17 protein-coding genes are annotated in these 19,029 nt (G+C 60.2%); 10 read left to right on the top strand and 7 right to left on the bottom strand.

Annotated elements, in window-relative coordinates; genetic code table 11:
- Positions 1–100 precede the first annotated feature (100 nt).
- From WDZ78_RS20290 to WDZ78_RS20275, 4 genes are read right to left on the bottom strand one after another with little or no spacing between them, the layout of a single operon-like run.
- On the bottom strand, positions 101–838 hold the full coding sequence (locus WDZ78_RS20290) for an ABC transporter ATP-binding protein (RefSeq protein ID WP_080867356.1): 738 nt from the start codon (positions 836–838) through the stop codon (positions 101–103).
- Entirely contained in the window at positions 835–1,680 is an 846-nt protein-coding gene (locus WDZ78_RS20285) for an ABC transporter ATP-binding protein (RefSeq protein WP_003505590.1), read from the bottom strand. The genes WDZ78_RS20290 and WDZ78_RS20285 overlap by 4 nt, the downstream gene beginning before the upstream one ends.
- A complete protein-coding gene (locus WDZ78_RS20280) occupies positions 1,667–2,566 on the bottom strand; it encodes an ABC transporter permease (protein WP_020009778.1) in 900 nt (299 codons plus the stop codon). Before WDZ78_RS20280 ends, WDZ78_RS20285 begins: the two co-directional genes overlap by 14 nt.
- The gene (locus WDZ78_RS20275; protein ID WP_060727246.1) at positions 2,563–3,591 is read right to left on the bottom strand and encodes an ABC transporter permease; all 1,029 of its coding nucleotides are present in this window, start codon (positions 3,589–3,591) and stop codon (positions 2,563–2,565) included. Before WDZ78_RS20275 ends, WDZ78_RS20280 begins: the two co-directional genes overlap by 4 nt.
- Positions 3,592–3,797: 206 nt before the next feature.
- Here WDZ78_RS20275 and WDZ78_RS20270 point away from each other — a divergent pair, with 206 nt between their 5' ends.
- From WDZ78_RS20270 to ligD, 9 genes are all read left to right on the top strand, one after another.
- Positions 3,798–4,511 (top strand): FadR/GntR family transcriptional regulator, encoded by a 714-nt coding sequence (locus tag WDZ78_RS20270; RefSeq protein WP_425674029.1) that lies wholly within the window; start codon positions 3,798–3,800, stop codon positions 4,509–4,511.
- Positions 4,512–4,578: 67 nt separating this feature from the next.
- Positions 4,579–5,559, top strand: coding sequence for a mannonate dehydratase (locus tag WDZ78_RS20265; RefSeq protein ID WP_425674028.1), 981 nt, complete (start codon positions 4,579–4,581; stop codon positions 5,557–5,559).
- Between the two features lie 126 nt (positions 5,560–5,685).
- Positions 5,686–7,224 carry an ABC transporter substrate-binding protein gene (locus WDZ78_RS20260; RefSeq protein WP_425674057.1) on the top strand — a complete coding sequence of 513 codons (1,539 nt, stop codon included), beginning with the start codon at positions 5,686–5,688 and terminating at the stop codon, positions 7,222–7,224.
- A 230-nt stretch (positions 7,225–7,454) separates the two neighbouring features.
- Positions 7,455–8,558 (top strand): hypothetical protein, encoded by a 1,104-nt coding sequence (locus tag WDZ78_RS20255; RefSeq protein WP_128287095.1) that lies wholly within the window; start codon positions 7,455–7,457, stop codon positions 8,556–8,558.
- Between the two features lie 189 nt (positions 8,559–8,747).
- On the top strand, positions 8,748–11,087 hold the full coding sequence (locus WDZ78_RS20250; protein WP_020009783.1) for a bifunctional diguanylate cyclase/phosphodiesterase: 2,340 nt from the start codon (positions 8,748–8,750) through the stop codon (positions 11,085–11,087).
- Between the two features lie 179 nt (positions 11,088–11,266).
- Entirely contained in the window at positions 11,267–12,160 is an 894-nt protein-coding gene (locus WDZ78_RS20245) for an SDR family oxidoreductase (protein ID WP_003505598.1), read from the top strand.
- Positions 12,161–12,202: 42 nt separating this feature from the next.
- Positions 12,203–12,490 carry a hypothetical protein gene (locus tag WDZ78_RS20240; RefSeq protein ID WP_026363523.1) on the top strand — a complete coding sequence of 96 codons (288 nt, stop codon included), beginning with the start codon at positions 12,203–12,205 and terminating at the stop codon, positions 12,488–12,490.
- The gene (locus tag WDZ78_RS20235) at positions 12,487–13,320 is read left to right on the top strand and encodes a Ku protein (RefSeq protein ID WP_425674027.1); all 834 of its coding nucleotides are present in this window, start codon (positions 12,487–12,489) and stop codon (positions 13,318–13,320) included. The genes WDZ78_RS20240 and WDZ78_RS20235 overlap by 4 nt, the downstream gene beginning before the upstream one ends.
- A gap of 3 nt (positions 13,321–13,323) precedes the next feature.
- Entirely contained in the window at positions 13,324–15,816 is a 2,493-nt protein-coding gene (ligD, locus tag WDZ78_RS20230; protein WP_425674026.1) for a DNA ligase D, read from the top strand.
- A gap of 12 nt (positions 15,817–15,828) precedes the next feature.
- Here ligD and WDZ78_RS20225 read toward each other — a convergent pair whose 3' ends face one another.
- The 3 genes from WDZ78_RS20225 to WDZ78_RS20215 form a co-directional block, all read right to left on the bottom strand.
- Complete coding sequence (locus WDZ78_RS20225; protein ID WP_425674025.1) at positions 15,829–16,620, bottom strand: Ku protein; 792 nt, start codon at positions 16,618–16,620, stop codon at positions 15,829–15,831.
- 90 nt (positions 16,621–16,710) lie between these two features.
- Positions 16,711–17,712: an inorganic phosphate transporter gene (locus WDZ78_RS20220; protein ID WP_020009788.1), complete on the bottom strand. Its 1,002-nt coding sequence runs from the start codon at positions 17,710–17,712 to the stop codon at positions 16,711–16,713.
- Complete coding sequence (locus WDZ78_RS20215; RefSeq protein ID WP_111791817.1) at positions 17,712–18,356, bottom strand: DUF47 domain-containing protein; 645 nt, start codon at positions 18,354–18,356, stop codon at positions 17,712–17,714. The genes WDZ78_RS20220 and WDZ78_RS20215 overlap by 1 nt, the downstream gene beginning before the upstream one ends.
- A gap of 113 nt (positions 18,357–18,469) precedes the next feature.
- Between WDZ78_RS20215 and WDZ78_RS20210 the strand changes: the two genes are divergently transcribed.
- Positions 18,470–19,012: an NUDIX hydrolase gene (locus WDZ78_RS20210; RefSeq protein ID WP_020009790.1), complete on the top strand. Its 543-nt coding sequence runs from the start codon at positions 18,470–18,472 to the stop codon at positions 19,010–19,012.
- Positions 19,013–19,029: the final 17 nt, after the last annotated feature.

Below are 19,029 nucleotides of genomic sequence, written 5' to 3'. Positions count from 1 at the left end.
TGTCGCGTCCGCGGCTGGCGCGAGCCGCAGACCCTATGTCCATCCGGAGGAAGCTCCGTCGCGGTTCAGGCTATTGCCGACCATGTCGCGACGGAGGATTTCAGAGAAAACTGCTTTCGAACAGCTCGCCTGAATAGGCCGAATGGGTAACGCCCGCTTCAAGATCGGCCTTGGTCAACTCATCAACAAAAACGCCGTTCTGCATGACCAGCACGCGGTCGCACATATGGGCGATGACCGCGAGGTCGTGGCTGACGAGAACAAAGGTCAGGCCGCGTTCTTCGCGCTGGTCGGCAAGCAGGTTCAGGATTTCTGCCTGGATGGAGACGTCGAGCGCGGATGTCGGCTCATCGAGCAGCAGGATCGGCGGCTCGAGGATCAGCGCGCGGGCAATTGCCACGCGCTGACGCTGGCCGCCGGAAAGTTCGTGCGGGAAGCGCTCGGCGAAATGTGCGGGCAGGCCCACCTGCTGCAGGGCGGCAGGAACCTTCGACCAGCCATCGCCAAGGCCCATCGCGCGGATCGGTTCGGCGAGCGCCCGGCCGATGCGGTGGCGTGGATGCAGCGAACCATAGGGGTCCTGAAATACCATCTGCGCCAGCTTCAGTTCATCGGGGCTGCGGGTCTTGCCAACCGGTTTGCCGTTAAAGCTGATCGAGCCGGTCCAGCCGGCTTCCAGCCCCGCCAGGGACCGCAGCAAGGTCGACTTGCCGCAACCGCTCTCGCCGACGATACCAAGGGTCTCGCCTTTGTTGACCGTGAGGCTGACGCCGCGCACGACGTGATTGCGGTTTTCCTTGGCGCCGTAGACGACGTCCAGCTTGTCTACCGTGATCATCGCATCACCTCCGCATCGATTGCCTGACGGTCCAGCACCTTGAGACGCCGCACCGGATTGCGGGGATCGGGCATCGCCGCAATCAGGCCGCGCGTATAGGGATGCTGCGCATCCTCCAGCTTCGTCAGCGTTTCCACGACGCGCCCGCCATACATGACCAGCACGCGTTCGCAGAAGGCCGCGACCATGCGGATGTCATGGCTGATGAGGATCAGGCCGGAATTATTCTCGCGCACCATCTCGTCCAGAAGCAAAAGCACATCCTTGCGCACGCTGACATCGAGGGCCGAGGTCGGCTCATCGGCAATGACCAGCTTCGGCTTGGCGAGCAGCATCATGGCGATCATCACGCGCTGGCCCATGCCGCCCGATATCTGGTGCGGATAAAGCGCCATCACGCGGTCGGGATCGTTGATGCGAACGCGCAGCAACATGTCGCGGGCAGCACCTCTCGCCGCCTTGCCGGTCAGCGCCAGATGCAGTTCGGCGGCCTCCGCCACCTGCTTTCCGATCGGCAGCACCGGGTTCAGCGAATAACGCGGATCCTGCATGATCAGCGCCATCTCACTGCCGCGGATCGCGCCCATCTGCCGTTCGGATTTCTCGAGGAGCGGTTCGGAGAGAAAATCCATCCGCTCCGCCGTCACCGTGGCGCTTTTCGGCAGGAGCCGCATGGCGGCGCGGCCGGTGGTGGATTTTCCGGAGCCGGATTCACCAACGATACCGACCCTTTCGCGCCCGACGTCGAAATTGACGTTGGACACGGCCGGAATGGTGTTGCGGCCGAAACGGACATTGAGGTCGCGGACCGAAAGGATGGGGGAGCTATCAGGAACGGGCATGACGCGGATCCAGGAGGTCGCGCAGCGTATCGCCGGCGATGTTGAAGGCAAGGCTCGTCAGCAGGATGGCGATGCCGGGCATGACCGCGACCCACCAGTAATCGAGCATGAACTTGCGGCCGCTGGAGATCATCGCGCCCCATTCCGGCAGCGGCGGCTGAGCCCCGAGACCAAGGAAACCGAGTGAAGCGGCGGTCAGGATGATGCCAGCCATATTCAATGTCAGGCGAACGATGACCGAGGGAATGCACATCGGCGCGATGTATAAAAACAGGATGCGCAGCGGCGAGGCGCCATAGAGACGGGCGGCGGCGACATAATCGGTATTGCGCACGACAAGGGCTTCCGCACGGGCAAGACGCGCAATCGGCGGCCATGCGGTCAGCGAGATCGCAATGATCGCCGTGCCGAGACCGGCGCCCATGGCGGCCGCAAAGGCAAGCGCCAGCACGAGCGACGGGAAGGACAGGACGATATCTGTCGCGCGCATCAGGATCGCGTCGGTTCTGCCACCGAAGAAACCGGCCATCACGCCAATGGCAAGGCCGATCGGACCGACGATGATCGAGACTGACAAAACCGTCTGGATGGTGATGCGGGTGCCGTAGACAAGCCTGCTGAAAATGTCGCGGCCGAATTCGTCGGTTCCGGCCAGATGCGCCCAGCTGGGAGGCTGGAGCGCGTTTTCGAGCGCCTGACGGGCAGGATCGTAAGGCGCGATGAGCGGGGCGAAAATGGCGACGACAACCAGAATGGCCAGAATGGCGAAGCCGAACATGCCAAGCGGTTCGTCAGCAAGCTTTCGAAGTGTCCGCATGGTGGTGGTCGACAGGCGCGACAGGGCGCTGGGTCGATCAACAGTATTGTTGTGCGCGATATCGGTCATCGGGCGGCCTCCCGTGTACGGGGATCAAGCGTGGTATAGGCCAGATCGGCGAGGAAGTTGAGCAACATGAAAATAAAGCCGATGACGATTGTGGCGGCCAGAATTGCATTCATGTCGCCTATGAGCAGCGCATTCGTCATGTATTGGCCGATGCCAGGCCAGGAGAAGACGATCTCCGTGACCACGGCGCCTTCCAGCAGGTTTCCATAGGAGATCGCCAGGACGGTGATGAGCTGCACGGCGATGTTGGGCAGCACATGGCGGGTTATGGTGCGTGCTGGGCTGACGCCCTTTGCCCGTGCCGCGATGACATAGTCCTGGCTGAGCTGCTCGAGGGTGAAGGCCCTCGTCATGCGGGTGATGTAGGCCATGGCCATATAGGCGAGGATGATGGCGGGCAGGATGATGTGTCCAAGCGCGTTCCAGAAGATTTCCGTCTCGCCCGCAAGGAGGGTGTCGATGAGCATCAATCCCGTCTTCGGCTCCACGAGGCCTTCGTAAAAGACGTCGACCCGGCCGGGGCCTGCGACAAGGTTGAGGTTCGCGTAGAAAATCACCAGCCCGACGATGCCGAACCAGAAGACCGGTATCGAATGCCCGACAAGCGCAAAAACGCGCGCGAACTTGTCGATGAAGGTATCGCGGAAGAGGGCGGCGGCAAGACCGAGCGGGACACCGACGACCGTCGAGATGATGATCGCCAGCGTGGCGAGTTCGAAAGTGGCGGGGAAGGCCTGCGCCAGATCCCGGGTCACCGGATTGCCGGTCAGGATCGCAATACCGAAATCGCCATGCAGCAGGCCGCGCAGGTAGATGAAGAACTGCTGGTAAAGCGGCAGATCAAGCCCTAGCCGCGCTCGCATGGCCTCATAGGCCTTGGGGTCGGCAAGTTCGCCGACGATCGCCCCGACCGGATCGGTCGGCATGACCCGGCCGATAATGAAGGTGATGCAGAGCAGGATGAAGAGGCTGACGATCAGTTGCAGAAAACGATGTCCAAGCCCGCGCAGTGAGATCTCCGTCATTGCTGGCCGTACTTCCCTGCAAGAACGCCGTCAGCGGTGAAGCCTTTGCACGCTGCTCGCCGCAGACGCGCAATTCTCCTTTGCAAAAACTCTCGATGGTACTTCATCCCAACTCCTCCCTGAGTTAACATGAAAACATATGACGTGCTGTCATGTCATCATATGAGTAGCGAAGGGATTCGTATTCTGCAAGAGGGAAGAATGGCATGATGGGCGACAGGGTGAAGCCGCGGGAGAGGCGGGCGCAACAGATCATCGATAATCTCAGCGCAGAAATTCGCAGTGGAAAACTGAAAAACGGTGATCAGCTTCCCACGGAACCGGAGCTTGAGCGCAGCTATGGCGTGAGCCGGACAGTGGTTCGCGAGGCGATTGCCGATCTGCGCTCTGCCGGCTATGTCGTTCCCATCCAGGGCAAGGGGGTTTTCGTCAGCAACGCCAGTGAATGGGCCGGCGTGAAACTGACGCAAACCGAAGTCGGAACTATTGCAGAGACGCTGGAAATGCTGGAGTTCCGGCTTGCAACGGAAGGCGAGGCGGCGGCAATCGCCGCCTATCGGCGCACGGCCCAGCAGGAAGCGGCAATCTCTGCGGCGCACCGGAAAATGGCCCGCGCCATCGATGCGGGCGAAACCACGGTCGATGCCGATTACGAGTTTCACACGGCCATCGCAATCGCCACCAATAACCGCTTTTATCTGGAGGCGCTGCGTCAGTTCGGTTCGCGCTCCATCCCGCGCGGGCAGTTCCCCACGCTGCCGGAAACCGGTGACGCGAATTATCTTCGCAAAGTGCAGGCCGAGCACGAGGCAATCCTGCGCGCCATCGTCGAACAGGATCCCGACGCGGCGCGAAAAGCCATGCGTGAACATATGCTTGCGAGCCAGCGCCGATACAGGTTGCTCTCGGAAGCGCAATAGCATCTCGACACTCATCTTATTTCATGCGATGTCATATGATGACTTGCATGGAGAGAGGAGAGAATCGATGTATGTCGGCACCCAGGTTGCTGCGCGCGATGACGAGGATTTTAAGGTTTGGGCGCAGCTCGGCGTCAAAAACATCAACGCTGATCCGCCCGGAAAGCCCGCGAGCTGGACTTTGGAGGACTTTGAACGCCACCGTGACAAGGTCGAAAGCTTTGGCCTTGTCCTGGACATGGTGCAATTGCCGCTGCCGTCCCGGCCCATCGAACAGGCGTCGTATCCCGATATCCTGCTGGCGGGGCCGGACCGTGACCGGCAGATCGATGCGGTCTGCAAGATGATAGAAGATATCGCCAGGGCCGGTATCCCTGCGGCGAAATACAATCTCAACCTCATTGGCATTCCGCGCACGGAGATGGAACGCGGACGTGGCGGATCGCTTAATGAAGCCTGGCGCTGGGATAAGGCGGATCATGACGCCGCGCCGGGCCTCGCGGGCGTTCTTTCCGAGGACGAAAACTGGGAACGCATCGACTATTTCCTCGAACGCGTCGTGCCGGTTGCGGCAAGCAACAAGGTGCGTCTCGCCTGCCATCCGCATGATCCCTATACCCCGCCGGGTTACAAGGGTGTCACGCGTGTGCTCGGCACTGTCGAGGGATTGAAGAAATTCGTGCAGATGCGCGAAAATCCCTATCACGGCCTGAATTTCTGCCAGGGGTCGATCGGCGAGATGCTCGACAATCCGCGCGAGGAGATCGACGATATCATCAGGTGGTTCGGCAGCCGCGACAAGATCTTCAACGTCCATTTCCGCAATATCAGCGGTGGCAAACTCTCCTTCATGGAGACGTTCCCCGATGAGGGCGACATGGACATGGTGCGGTCGCTGAAACTCTATCACGAACTCGGCTATCGCTACATGATCATGCCAGACCATGTGCCGACGATTGCCGGGCGCGATGCCGTCGGTGTCGCTTTCGCCTTCTGTTACGGCTACATCGCCGCGTTGATCGAAGCGCTTGATAACAAACATCTTTGACGAATTAAACCGGCGACGTCCTTTGCGTCGCCGGCTCGTTTTCCAGACACGAATTACCGATCTGTAGGAGGAGCAGGTATGAAAAAAACATTGATCCGTCTCGCATTCACCACGGCCCTTGGGGCGATGCTGCTGCAGGCCGCGCCAGCCCTGGCCAAAACACCGAATGACCAGCTTGTCATCGGAACCTCGCTGGCTCAGGTGCTGTCGCTTGACCCGCATCAGGCCACCGAAGGAAAAGCCAACGAAATCATGTCCAACCTCTATGACCGCCTGATTTCGGTCGATGGTTCGGGCAAGGTTTCGCCGCAGCTTGCCGAACGCTGGGAGATAGATGACAAGGGCATCACCTTCCATCTTCGCGAGGCCAATTTCGCCTCGGGCAATCCGGTAACGTCGGCAGACGTCGTCTATTCGCTCGGCCGGCTGTTGAAGATGAACCAGGCGGCCGCAGCCAACCTCAAGCGCGTTGGCTATAACGCCGATAATGTCGACAAGCTGGTGAGCGCGCCGGATGAAAAAACGGTACGCATCGATCTTTCCGGCGAAACGACCTCCGAACTGCTTCTTTACCGTCTGGCCATGGTCATCGCCAGCGTCGTCGACAGCAAGGAGCTCAAGTCACATGAGAGCAATGGCGACTGGGGCAATGGCTGGCTGAGAACCAATTCCGCCGGTTCCGGTCCTTTTACGCTCAATCGCTGGTCGCCGAATGAGATCATCATTCTCGAGGCCAACAAGGACTATGTGGCCGGCAGCCCGAAAATGCGCCGCGTCATCGTTCGCCATGTGCCGGAAAGCCAGGTGGAGCGCCTGATGCTGGAACGCGGCGATATCGACATCGCCAGCGCGCTGACAGCTGCCGACCTTGCGATCTTCAACAACAAGGAAGGTTTCCAGATCCAGCGTGTGCCCACGGGCGGCTTCTACGTCCTATCCATGAATGCCGGCAAGGAGCCCTTGTCCAACCCCAAAGTCCGCGAAGCGATTGCCTATGGCATCGACTACAAGGGCATGGAAAAGACCATCATGGGTCCTTACGGTCGGGCGCGCACGGTGCCGGTGCCGGAAAACTTCGAATATGCCATTCCGAGCCCGGACTGGAAGCTCGATGTCGAGAAGGCGAAGGCCCTGCTCAAGGAGGCCGGTTATGAGAACGGCTTCACGCTCAATCTGAAGACGATCGCGCAGACACCACGCATCGACCTCGCCACCGCGATCCAGGCCTCGCTCAGCGAGATCGGCATCAAGGTCAATATCCAGCAGGGTAACGGTTCGGACGTGATTGCCGCCCACCGCGCGCGGGATTTCGATCTGCTCATTCCGCAGACCGGCGCCTACATGCCGAATGTGCTGGGCTCGATGGAGCAGTTTTCCAGCAATCCCGACAACTCGCTTGCCGCCAACAATGCCGGTAATTTCGTCTGGCGCTCAGCCTGGGACATTCCGGAACTGACCGCGCTGACGGCAAAGGCCTCGCTGGAGCCGGACGCCAAGAAGCGCGGGGAAATCTACACCCAGATGCAGGAAATGTTCGTCGCCCAGAAGCCGGCGGTGCTGCCGATGTTCGAGAGATTCGAGCCGATCGTGCTGAATGCGCGCGTGAAGGATTATGTGGGCCATCCCAGCCAGACGACCCGGCTGGAAAAGGTCACGAAAGACTAAGGGCAAACCACAGTCTCTGAAAAACCTGCGACGGGCGGTTTTACCGCCCGTTTTTTATCAGCGGCCAACCGCGAAGCCCGGACGCGGCAGAGGATTGTCGCACGTCATCCCGTAATTTCAGGGGTTTTCTCAAGGACTTCATCGGATTAGACCGTCCGATGACTATTCCTTCCGTCGGGCGAGAGTCGCGAACTCCGCTCACCCACCTCCCGAAGAATGCGTTGACGACCATGAACCTTGCACAGATAAAACTTCCGTCGCGGCCGCTTAGCCTCAAACGTGGCGTCATTTCGGTGCCGGCAGCCTATTATTTCTCCATTCCCGTGCTTCTGGTGATCACGGTCGTCATGCTCGTGGCCGAAGGCCCGGGCATATTGCGCGACTATCAGATCAGCAAAGACCCGCTGGAGATTGAAAACGGCGATATCAACGGCAGCTGCAAGACGCGCAAGGCGATCTTCACGACCTGCGAGGCGGATCTTTCCTACGAACAGGCGGGCGTGAGCTACAAGAAGGATGTCGAGGTCATGTTCGTCGATTTCCATTCCGGCGATTACGAAACCGGGCTGGTCATTTCCGCGAAGAACCCGGAACTCGCAACGATTTCGCTGGGCCTCGACATGCTCTGGAACCGCATCATCACGCTCGGCGTGTTCGTCGCCCTGCTCGGTTTCGGCAGTCTCGCGATGCTGTTCACGCTTGTCCGTGTCCTGCGGGTTCGTCTGCAGCTGCGCAAGCCCGCGCCTTTGACCGTCATCCCGGTCGCGCTGACGGCTGTTGCCGAAAAACGCAGCCGTCTCTTCGTGACTTATGCCGATACGGTGAGGGACGATAAAACCAAACGGCAATCCTTTACGCATCTGGAGCGGGGTCGCATTCCCGTTGTCGTCGGCCATACCGGCAAACATGATGTGGCGCTCGCGGTCCTGCATGGCAACAGCGCGTTGCCGGTTCTGCTCGACGACCAGCTGGAGCGGATCGACCTTACGGAGCAGGAGCGGGCGGAAGCTCTGGCATCGCTTGCCCCGATGGTCGCGAGCGAGACGCAGGGGGCTGCCGCGGCCCAGGCTGCGGCGATGAAGAAAGGGCCGGGCCTGTTGCGCAGACTGGGCACTCTCGTTGCCATCGTTGCCGTCATCATCGTTGCGGTGTTCGGTTACTGGCTGTGGTATGTCACAAGCGCTCCGTCGCAATTCAACTCGCCCGGAATGGACATCAACAACATGCTGCCGGCAGCACTGAACGAGTGGGGTTGCGCCCGTCTGCAGGAGCGTTTCGCCGATGGCCCGGCGCCTTTCGGATGCACCGCGGCAGATTATCGAAGCTGGAAGTAAAAGCTTCGGTCGATCACTTTTTCGGGTCGGTTTGCCAAAAGTGTTACAGCTTGGCACGCCGGCCCGAACTCTTTTCCTTTGCGCGAGAAAATATTGATACAATTATCAATAGTTGCATTAGAGATTTATAAATAAAGCACTCCCATAGTGCCACCGTGAGCGGTTCTTCAGAGGCTGGGAGAGTGCAGCATGTTCACGGTTTTGGAATGCGTTGCCATACAGCACGACCGGGCGGTCGTTCTTCTTGCAGCTGTTATCTGCCTGCTTGGCATGTTTGCTTTTTTTCACCTTCTGTTGCGTGCGGAGGAAAGTCCGGCTGGCCGTAAGCCCTATTGGGTGCTGGTTGCCGCCTTTGCCGGAGGCCTGAGCGTCTGGGCCACGCATTTCGTCGCCATGCTCGCCTATAAGGGTGCGGTTCCGATCGGTTATGATTTCGCCTTCACGGCTTTGTCGGCGGTTTTCGCCGTTATCGGTTTCTGGCTGGCGCTCACCGCCCGCTCGCAGGCCGCTTACAGCCCTGTTATCGTCGGCACGCTCATCACCCTGTCGGTCGCCGTCATGCATTTCGTCGGAATGGCGGGAATGGATGTCGCCGCCACGATCAGCTACCGGTGGGGACCGGTGCTGGGCGGTTTTGCGGTCGCCTGGGTATCTTTCCTTCTGGCCTTTTTTCTTTTCTGTCGCATCGGTTCCTGGAAGCGCATCGCCGCGCCGGCCGCATCGGCGATTTTCGCGATCTGCGCGCTGCATTTCACGACCATGTCGGCCACGGTGCTTTCGCCCGATCCGTCCGTATCCGGGCCTGATCCCGACAATGTCGCGCGGCTGATCATGATCTGCGCCATTTCCGGCGTCACGTTCCTGATCCTGTCCTCCACCGCCGCCGCGGCTCTGGTGGATCGTTATCTCGTCGATCTCAAGGGTCTCGTCGATGCGACGCTTGATGGCCTCGCCGTCGTCCGCGATGGGCGGATCGTGGAGCTGAACACCCGTTTTGCCGGCCTTCTGGGCAGGGATGAAGCATCGCTGGTCGGACAGAACCCCGACGATCTCTTCAAGGCGATCGACGGGCAGCCCGCTTATCTGCCACGCCACACGCCGGTGGAGGCGGTGCGCGAGCGTGCCGGGCAAGCGCAGATATTCGAACTCAGCGTGCGTACGATCGAATATCGCGGCCGCCCCTGTGAGGTGATGGCCATCCGTGACCTCACGGAAAAGCGCGAAGCGCAGCGGGAAATCGAATATCTCGCCCGCCATGATGTTCTGACGGGCCTTTCCAACCGCACCATGTTCCAGACCCGTCTTCACCAGCAGATCGAGCATTGCGACGAGGATGACGAATTTGCGCTCTTGGCGCTCGATCTCGACCGGTTCAAGGCTGTCAACGACATATTCGGTCATGCCGAAGGGGATCGCGTCCTGAAAAAGGTCGCCGCCATTCTCGATGAATGTGCAAGGGCAGGCGATGTGGTCGCCCGTCTCGGTGGTGATGAGTTCGTCATCCTGACCGCGCGCCACACCAGGGCGGAAGAGGCGCGCCTGCTGGCAGAAACGATCCTTGGCATGTTCGCACTGAAGATGAATGTCGCCAACGATCCGACCTCCGTCGGCGTCAGCATCGGCATCGCCGTGTTCCCGCGGGACGGCCGGGATCACGAAAGCATCATGCATGCCGCCGATCTGGCGCTTTACCGCGCGAAGATGGGCGGGCGCGGCATATTGGCCTTCTACGACCCGGTGATGGATCAGGAGGCGCGCGAACGCCGCCAGCTCGAGACGGATCTGCGACTTGCCATCAATCGCAACGAGCTGCTGTTGAACTATCAGCCGGTGCTGTCAGTCGAATGCGGCCAGGTCGTGGGTTACGAGGCGCTGGTGCGCTGGCAGCACCCGACACGGGGCGTGGTGCCGCCGGATGTCTTCATTCCGATTGCCGAGGAAAGCGGGATCATCATCTCGCTCGGCGAATGGGTGCTGCGCGAGGCCTGCCGTCAGGCGGCCGGCTGGGCGCCGCATCTGAAGGTCGCGGTGAATGTCTCGCCATTGCAGTTTTCGCTGGCCAATCTCGGCCATGTCGTCTGCACCGTGCTGATGCAGACCGGGCTTTCACCGAACCGGCTAGAGCTGGAAATCACGGAAGCTGCCCTTCTGAAAGATCGCAAGACGACACTGATCATCCTCAACCAGTTGAAGGCGCTCGGTGTCGCCATCGTCATGGATGATTTCGGCACGGGTTATTCCTCGCTCAGCAACCTGCAGAGCTTCCCCTTCGACAAGATCAAGATCGACCGCAGTTTCATCGCCGCCATGAGCGACGATGACAATGCCCGCGCCATCGTGCGCGCGGTGATCGGCCTTGGCCGCAGCCTCGATCTGCCTGTCACGGCGGAGGGGATTGAGACGGATGCGCAATATCGCATGGTGGTCGACGAGGGCTGCGCGCAGGCGCAGGGTTATCTCTTCGGCAAACCGGATGTCGCGCCCGCGCAGGTCGTAAGAACCACCACGCGGAAGAAACATTCCGTTTGATAAAAGAGGCGACGGCGCAGGACGCCGTCGCCCCGCCTTTCCCACATCCGATGGAACGAGAGCGACGGCGGATCGTTAGGCTTGCATGTGGCGCGTCGGTGCTGCCGTTCCCAGAGCGGCACTGACAACTAGCCTGAAACGCGCCCTCGGATGAACCTCTATCGATGGGAGAGACCGCGATGACAGACCGCCTCGAGCCGCAGGACCCGCGCAGCCAGTATCCGCGCCCGCCCTTTTCGACCCCGACCCAGGAGATGCCGGGTCTGGTGACGAATATGACGCCTTTCCCTGATCATGGTGAAAAAAGCTACAAGGGCACCGGCAAGCTTGCCGGGCGCAAGGCGCTGATCACCGGTGGCGATTCTGGCATCGGCCGCGCGGTCGCCATCGCCTTTGCGAGGGAAGGTGCTGATGTGGCGATCTCCTATCTGCCGGAAGAGGAATCCGACGCCGAGGAGGTCGTGGCGCTCATCGAGGCGGAGGGCCGCGTGGCGGTCGCGCTGCCCGGCGATATTACCGATGAGGCATGGTGCCGCGAACTGGTCGAGAAGGCGGCCGGCGATCTAGACGGGCTGGATATTCTGGTCATCAACGCCGCGAGACAGCAATATCGCGAAGACATAGAAGAACTGTCGACGGACGATTTTGACCGCACCATGAAGACCAATCTTTATGCCCTGCACTGGATTGCGCAGGCGGCTGTTCCCCATCTCAAGCCGGGGTCGTCGGTGATCACCACCGCGTCGATACAGGCTTATGAGCCCTCCGCAATCCTGCTGGACTACGCCACCACCAAAGCCGGTATCGTCGCCTATACGAAAGCGCTTGCCAAACAGCTCATCGAAAAGGGCGTGCGTGCAAATGCCGTTGCGCCGGGGCCGTTCTGGACGGTGCTTCAGCCGAGTGGCGGCCAGCCGGACGAGAAGGTGAAGAATTTCGGCAAGGACAGCGATTTCGGCCGCCCGGGACAGCCGGTGGAACTGGCGCCCGTTTATGTGCTGCTGGCGTCGCAGGATGCGAGCTTCATCAATGGCGAGGTTTATGGCGTCACCGGCGGCAGGGGCATTGCCTGAGGCGATGCCCGCCAATGCCGGATGGCCTTTGAGGATTTCGAGATGAAACGGCAGGCAGAACGTTCAGACATAAACTTGAAGAGCTTCGATGTCCGCGACCGGCTGATACTGGCGCTTTATGCGCAGTTGAAAGCGGAGCGGCAGACCCGTGAGGCGATGGAGTGGGTGATCCGTAATGGTGGCCTTTCGCCGGAGGTGCTGGAAGCCATGGCGTCCGACCCGGTGCCGGTTCTGGCGGAGGCGGACGTACCCGCCATCGAGCGCATTCTGGCCGGCGACCGACGCCGGGAAATGCCCTCCCGCAGCGATGACGAGGGACGACGGACATGAACCGCAGAGCCAGCTGGAGAGGCCATCTGACCTTTGCCGATTTCAACTGTGAAATCGGCCTTTATTCCGCGCTGACCTCGGCGGAGAAAATCGCGTTCAATATCGTCAACCGCAAGACCGGTCACCGCGTCGAGCGGCAATATGTCGATAGCGATACCGGCGAGGCGGTTCTTCGCGACGATCAGGTCAAGGGATACGAGCTCGACAATGGCGATCACATCGTCATCGAGGGCGACGAGATCGCGAAGCTGATGCCAGAGAGCGACAAGGTCATCCGCGTCAGTCACTTCCTGCCCTGTGACGAGATCGACAAGCTTTATTTCGACAAGTCCTATTATCTCGCGCCGAGCGGGGAGGGTGGTGAAGAGGCGCTGACGCTTCTTGCCAGAGCGATGGACGACGAGAATGTCGCAGCTCTCGGCGAAGCGGTGCTTTTCCGCCGCAACCGTGTCCTGCTGATCCGTCCGAGCGGCAAGGCTCTCGTCGCGACGACGCTGAATTTCAGCTACGAGGTCCGTTCGCAGACATCGGTCTTCAAGTCGATCCCCGACATCGAGTTCGATGAGGAAATGTTGGAACTCGCCGGTCACATCATCGAAAAGCGCGCCGGCACGTTCGATCCCGCAGACTATAGCGACCGTTATAATGATGCGCTGGCCGAACTTGTGAAAGCCAAGATCGAAGGCCGGGAAATCGCGAAACAGCCGCCGCGCCGGGAGGACAATATCATCGATCTCAAGGAGGCCCTGCGCCGAAGCGCCGGGGCGGGAGCGGACAGCAAGAAAAAGGCGACGGCAGCAGGCCGCAAGGCGCCGCGGAAAGCGGGCTGATCCATGGGATTGCAGACCTATAACGCCAAGCGCAGTTTTGACAAGACGCCGGAGCCCAAGGGTACGAAGGCCGAACAGCAGGGATCGAGCTTCGTGATCCAGAAACACGATGCCCGCCGTCTGCATTATGATTTTCGGCTGGAAATGGATGGCGTGCTGAAAAGCTGGGCGGTGACGCGCGGTCCCAGTCTCGATCCCGAGGACAAACGTCTTGCCGTGCATGTGGAGGACCATCCCCTCAGCTATGGTGATTTTGAAGGCGTTATCCCCAAGGGACAATATGGCGGCGGCACCGTGATTGTCTGGGATCGCGGCTTCTGGCAGCCGATCGGTGACGCCCGGAAAGGCTATCGCAAAGGCCATCTGGAATTCGAACTGGAAGGCGAAAAGCTGAAGGGACGCTGGCATCTGGTGCGCATGCACGGAAAGCCGGGCGAAAGCCGGGAAAACTGGCTGCTGATCAAGGGCGACGACGAGGAAGCCAGACATAAAGGCGGCGCGGATATTCTCGAGGAACGGCCGGAATCCGTAAAGACCGGGCGTAGCGTCGAGGAGGTTGCGGCCAAGCCAAAAGATACCTGGAATTCCAAGCCGGTATCGAAAAAGGCCGCGGCTTCGACGTCGGGCAAAAAACAGGCGCATGCGCTGCCCAAAGGCGCGCGCAAACAGGCCATGCCGTCCTTCGTGCCGCCGGCGCTCGCCACGCTCAAGCCAAAACCGCCCGACGGAGATCGCTGGCTGCATGAAATCAAATTTGACGGCTATCGTCTGCAGGCGCGTGTCGATCAGGGCAAGCTCCAGCTCCTGACCCGCAGCGGGCTGGACTGGACGGAGAAATTCGGTGTGTCCGTGACAGGCGCTATCAAGGCGCTGCCGGTGGAAACGGTGTTGATCGACGGCGAAATCGTCGTGGAACGCGATAACGGGGCTTCCGATTTCTCCGCCTTGCAGCAGGATCTGAGCGAAGGACGCAGCGACCGTTTTGTGTTTTACGCCTTCGACCTTCTCTATCTCGATGGCAGCGATCTGCGCGGTGCGGCATTGAGCGAACGAAAGGCGCTGCTGGAAAAGCTGTTGCCGGCGGGCGATCCCCATCTTCGTTACAGCCAGCATTTTGAAGAAAGTGGCGCGCTTGTCCTCGACCATGCCTGCCGGCTCAGTCTTGAGGGTGTCATTTCCAAGGTCAAGAGCAGCAAATATGTTTCCGGGCGCAAGGGAGAATGGGTGAAATCCAAATGCTCGATGCGACAGGAATTCGTTATCGGTGGCTACACCGTCTCCTCGACATCGGACCACGCGATCGGATCGCTGGCGCTCGGCGTTTATGAAAATGGCAAGCTGCGCCATGTCGGCCGTGTCGGGACAGGTTATACGGGCGACGTGGCGGAGATGCTGCTTGGCCTGCTGAAGCCGCTGGAGCGCACGGAAAGCCCGTTCGGTGAGAAGCTCACCGCGCTTGCCCGACGTGATCTTCATTTCGTGAAGCCGGAACTGGTGGCTGAAGTGGAGTTTCGCGCATGGTCTGGAGATGGCAATCTGCGCCACGCCTCCTTCCGGGGGCTGCGTGAAGACAAGCCCGCAGAAGAAATCGAACGCGAGGAGAAGGCCGTGTCCGATACCAAGGCGCCGCAATCGACGATCAAGTTCACCCATCCTGACCGGCTCTACTGGCCGGACGATGGCGTGACGAAGGAGGGGCTTGCCGATTATTATGCGCAGGTCTGGCGGCGCATCGCGCCCTTTGTCGTCAACCGGCCGCTGGCACTGCTGCGCTGCCCGGAGGGTATAGAAGGGCAGCGTTTCTTCCAGAAACATGCCTGGCGCGGCATCAACAAGGCGGTCGAGCAAATCAGGGACCCCAAGGACAAGGGCGGTGAGCCGCTGATCCGCATTACCGATTTCGATGGCCTGATGGCGCTCGTGCAATCCGCCGCGCTTGAAATTCACCCATGGGGCGTGACCACCGCCAATTGGGAAAAGCCTGACATGATCACCATGGATATCGACCCCGGCGAGGATGTGGCATGGGAAGAGGTGATCGAGGCGGCGCTGGAACTGAAACGGCGTTTCGAAGAGGCCGGGCTTGCCGCTTTCGTCAAGACCTCGGGCGGCAAGGGACTGCATGTCGTCGCGCCGCTGAAGCCGCAGGCGGGCTGGGCCCCGGTAAAAGCCTTCGCCAAGGCCATGGCGGCGGATATGTCGAAAGCCGAACCGGAGAAATATCTTTCCGTCGCCACCAAGGCGAAACGTCAGGGCCGTATTTTTATCGATTACCTGCGCAACGGCAGGGGCAATACGGCGGTTGCGGCCTATTCGACGCGCGCCCGGCCGGGAGCCGCCATTTCAGCGCCGCTCGAATGGTCGGAACTCACCGCCGAGATCGGTCCGGCCCATTTCACCGTCAACAATATCGGGGCTCGTCTTGCTGCGCTGAAAAAAGACCCGTGGGACGGCTTTTTTGCCGCTGCCAAGCCGCTGCCGAAAAAGGCACGGTGAAGACGCCGATCCTCAGCTTCTCTTTTCCGAAGCGAGGCTTTTCTTCAGCGCATCCATGATATTGATGACATTGCCGCCGGTGCGGGCCTTCGTGCTAGTTTTCTTTGTCGATGAGGAGACCTCTTCGCCCTTGGTCTTCAACAGGGACTTGATCTTTTTCTGAATGGGGTCCTGCACCAGAGTTGGCTTCCAAGCCGTGACCTGTTTGCCGATGCGTTTTTCCATGGCGTCCAGCAACGGCCGGTCGATTTTCATCTTCGGCTCCAGCGCGTCGATGCTTTCGCGCACCTCCTCGCCATAATGGAGCGTCCACAGGATGATGCCCTTGCCTGAAGGTTCCAGCAGGACTGCCCTTTCACGACGGTAGATCACCAGACGCGCAATGCCGAAAACATCGTTCGCTTTCATGGCTTCGCGAATGACGCTGAAGGCTTCGGTGCCGATCTTGTCTTCCGGGCGCAGAAAATGCGGACGGTCGTACCAGATCCAGTCGATCGACCCTTTTGGCACGAAGGTCTTGATATCGATGGTGCGGGTGCTTTCAAGCGCCACCGCATCGATCTCGTCATCCTCCAGCAGCACGTAGTCATCCTCGCCGCGCGGAAAACCCTTCACCTGGTTCCTGGCGGCGACCGGCCTGTGGGTGACACTGTCGACATAGCGGCTTTCGACGCGATTGCCGGTTTTGCGATTGAGGATGTGGAAGCTGTATTTGTTGCCTTCGGTCGTCGCAGGCGTCAGCGAGACGGAGGCCGTCACCAGTGACAGCTTCAGATAACCCTTCCAGAAAACCTGCCGTGCCATGTCCGCGATCCGCATTGGTCTACCGGAACAACAGCCACAGGGTGGCTTTTGTTCCGGGCGGAGCGGCAGATCCGGGCAGTAATGGAGCTATCAGAACAGCGAGGTCAGCCCGTAAACGGCAGCGGAGATCAGTGCGGCTGCCGGCATGGTCACGATCCAGGCGATGACGATATTGCCGGCAAGCCCCCAGCGCACCGCCGAGACACGGCGGGCAGCACCGACACCGACGATGGCGCCGGTGATCGTGTGGGTGGTGGAGACCGGAATGCCGAGCCATGTGGCGCCGAACAGCGTCAGCGCCCCGCCGGTTTCGGCGCAGAAACCCTGCATCGGGTTCAGCCGGGTGATTTTCGATCCCATCGTATGGACAATACGCCAGCCGCCGAACAGCGTGCCGAGCGCCATGGCCGACTGGCAGGAAATCACCACCCAGAAGGGCACATAGAAACTCTCGCCGAGATGCCCCTGGCTGAACAGCAGCACGGCGATGATGCCCATGGTCTTCTGCGCGTCATTGCCGCCGTGCCCCAGCGAATAAAGCGAGGCGGAGATGAACTGCATGACGCGGAAGGTGCGGTCGACAGCAAAGGGCGTCTGCCGCACGAACAGCCACGACACGGCGAGCACGAGAACGAGCGCCAGGAAAAAGCCGATGGCCGGCGACATGAAGATCGCCCCCACGGTCTTCAGCAGGCCCGACCAGACGATGGAGTTAAAGCCCACCTTGGCGAAACCCGCACCGACGAGGCCGCCGATCAGCGCATGCGAGGAGCTGGAGGGAATGCCGAAAATCCAGGTGACGATGTTCCAGACGATGGCGCCGATCAGCGCCGCGAAGATGACCTGCGGCGACACGATGGCCGGATCTATGATGCCGGTGCCGAGCGTTTCGGCCACATGCAGGCCGAAGAACAGGAAGGCGATGAAATTGAAGAAGGCCGCCCAGGCGACCGCATATTGCGGCCGCAGCACCCGGGTGGAGACAATGGTGGCGATGGAATTGGCGGCGTCATGCAAACCGTTCAGGAAATCGAAGAACAGCGCGATGGCGATAAGGCCGACGAGCAGCGGCAGGGCAAGCGCGACATCCATCAGACGTTCTCGATCACGATGCCGCTGATCTCGTTGGCCACATCCTCGAAGCGGTCGACGACCTTTTCGAGTTCGCCGTAGATTTCGCTGCCGATCATATAGGCCATGGCATCGCCGCTCGCGCCATGCCGGCGGAAGAGGTCCTTCAGACCCAGGTCGTGAAGCTCGTCGGAGCGGCCTTCGACGCGGGTCACTTCTTCGGCGATGGCCGAGAGGCGATGCGCATTCGTGCCGACCTTGTTGAGAAGCGGAATGGCTTCCGCAATCAGGCCCGCCGCGCGCACGATCTCGTGGCCCATCTCCTTCATCAGCGGGTCGAATTCGCTCTGCTCGAACAGGCGGATGGTCTTGACGGTCTTGTGCATCATGTCGATGGCGTCATCCATGGACTGGATGAGGTCCTTGATGTCGCCACGATCGAATGGCGTGATGAAGCTCCGCCTGACCGCAAGCAGCACCTCGCGGGTGATCTCGTCCGCCTGATGCTCGAGGGCGACGATGAGGTCGCAGTTCTTCTCGACGTCGATGCCGCTTAAAAGTTGGTCAAGGGCTTCAGCCGCTTTGATGACGGTTTCGGAATGTTTGCTGAACATGTCGAAGAAACGGTCCTCGCGCGGCATCAGCTTGCGAAAAATACTCATCATGCGAATTGGCCCTCAATGGCGCTTTATCAGTTGTGGGGGGTGATTGTCATAAAACTGTCATAAATGCACGCGGGGCATTGATGCAACCCGGAAAATCAGCACTATCAACGGATATGAAATCTTCCAAGAAACGCCGGAAAACCCGTCCGGCCCGTCCACTCACATTGCTCCAGCAGCTGGCTGCGGTTCCCGAAAAGCTCTTCACCGGTGCTTTCCGGCAGCAATATGCCGCGCTCTGTTTCCGTTATGCCGACAATAGCGTGGATGTCGAAATCCTCCTCGTCACGTCCCGCACCAGTCAGCGCTGGATCATTCCGCGCGGCTGGCCGATGAAGCGCAAGAAACCGCATCAGGCGGCGGCAATCGAAGCGTGGGAGGAGGCGGGTGTGCGCGGCCGGGTGAAGAAGGATGCGGTGGGCCGCTATACCTATCTCAAGATGCTCGACAATGGCGATGTCGTTCCCTGCATGGTCGACGTCTTCCAGATAGAGGTGACGGAAACGGACGCGACCTTCAAGGAGCACGGCGAACGCCTGCTGGAATGGGTGCGCCCTGACGAAGCGGCAAGACGCGTTCGTGATATCGAACTGAAATCGCTGCTGGTCGATTTCCGGCCAAAGGGCAAAAAGAAACGCCGGAGCGCTGAGACACCGTAACCGCATCTGCCGGCATT

It is taken from the genome of Agrobacterium sp. M50-1 (assembly GCF_049843495.1).
Lineage (GTDB): Bacteria > Pseudomonadota > Alphaproteobacteria > Rhizobiales > Rhizobiaceae > Agrobacterium > Agrobacterium radiobacter.
This window is presented reverse-complemented; position numbering and strand designations above follow the sequence as displayed.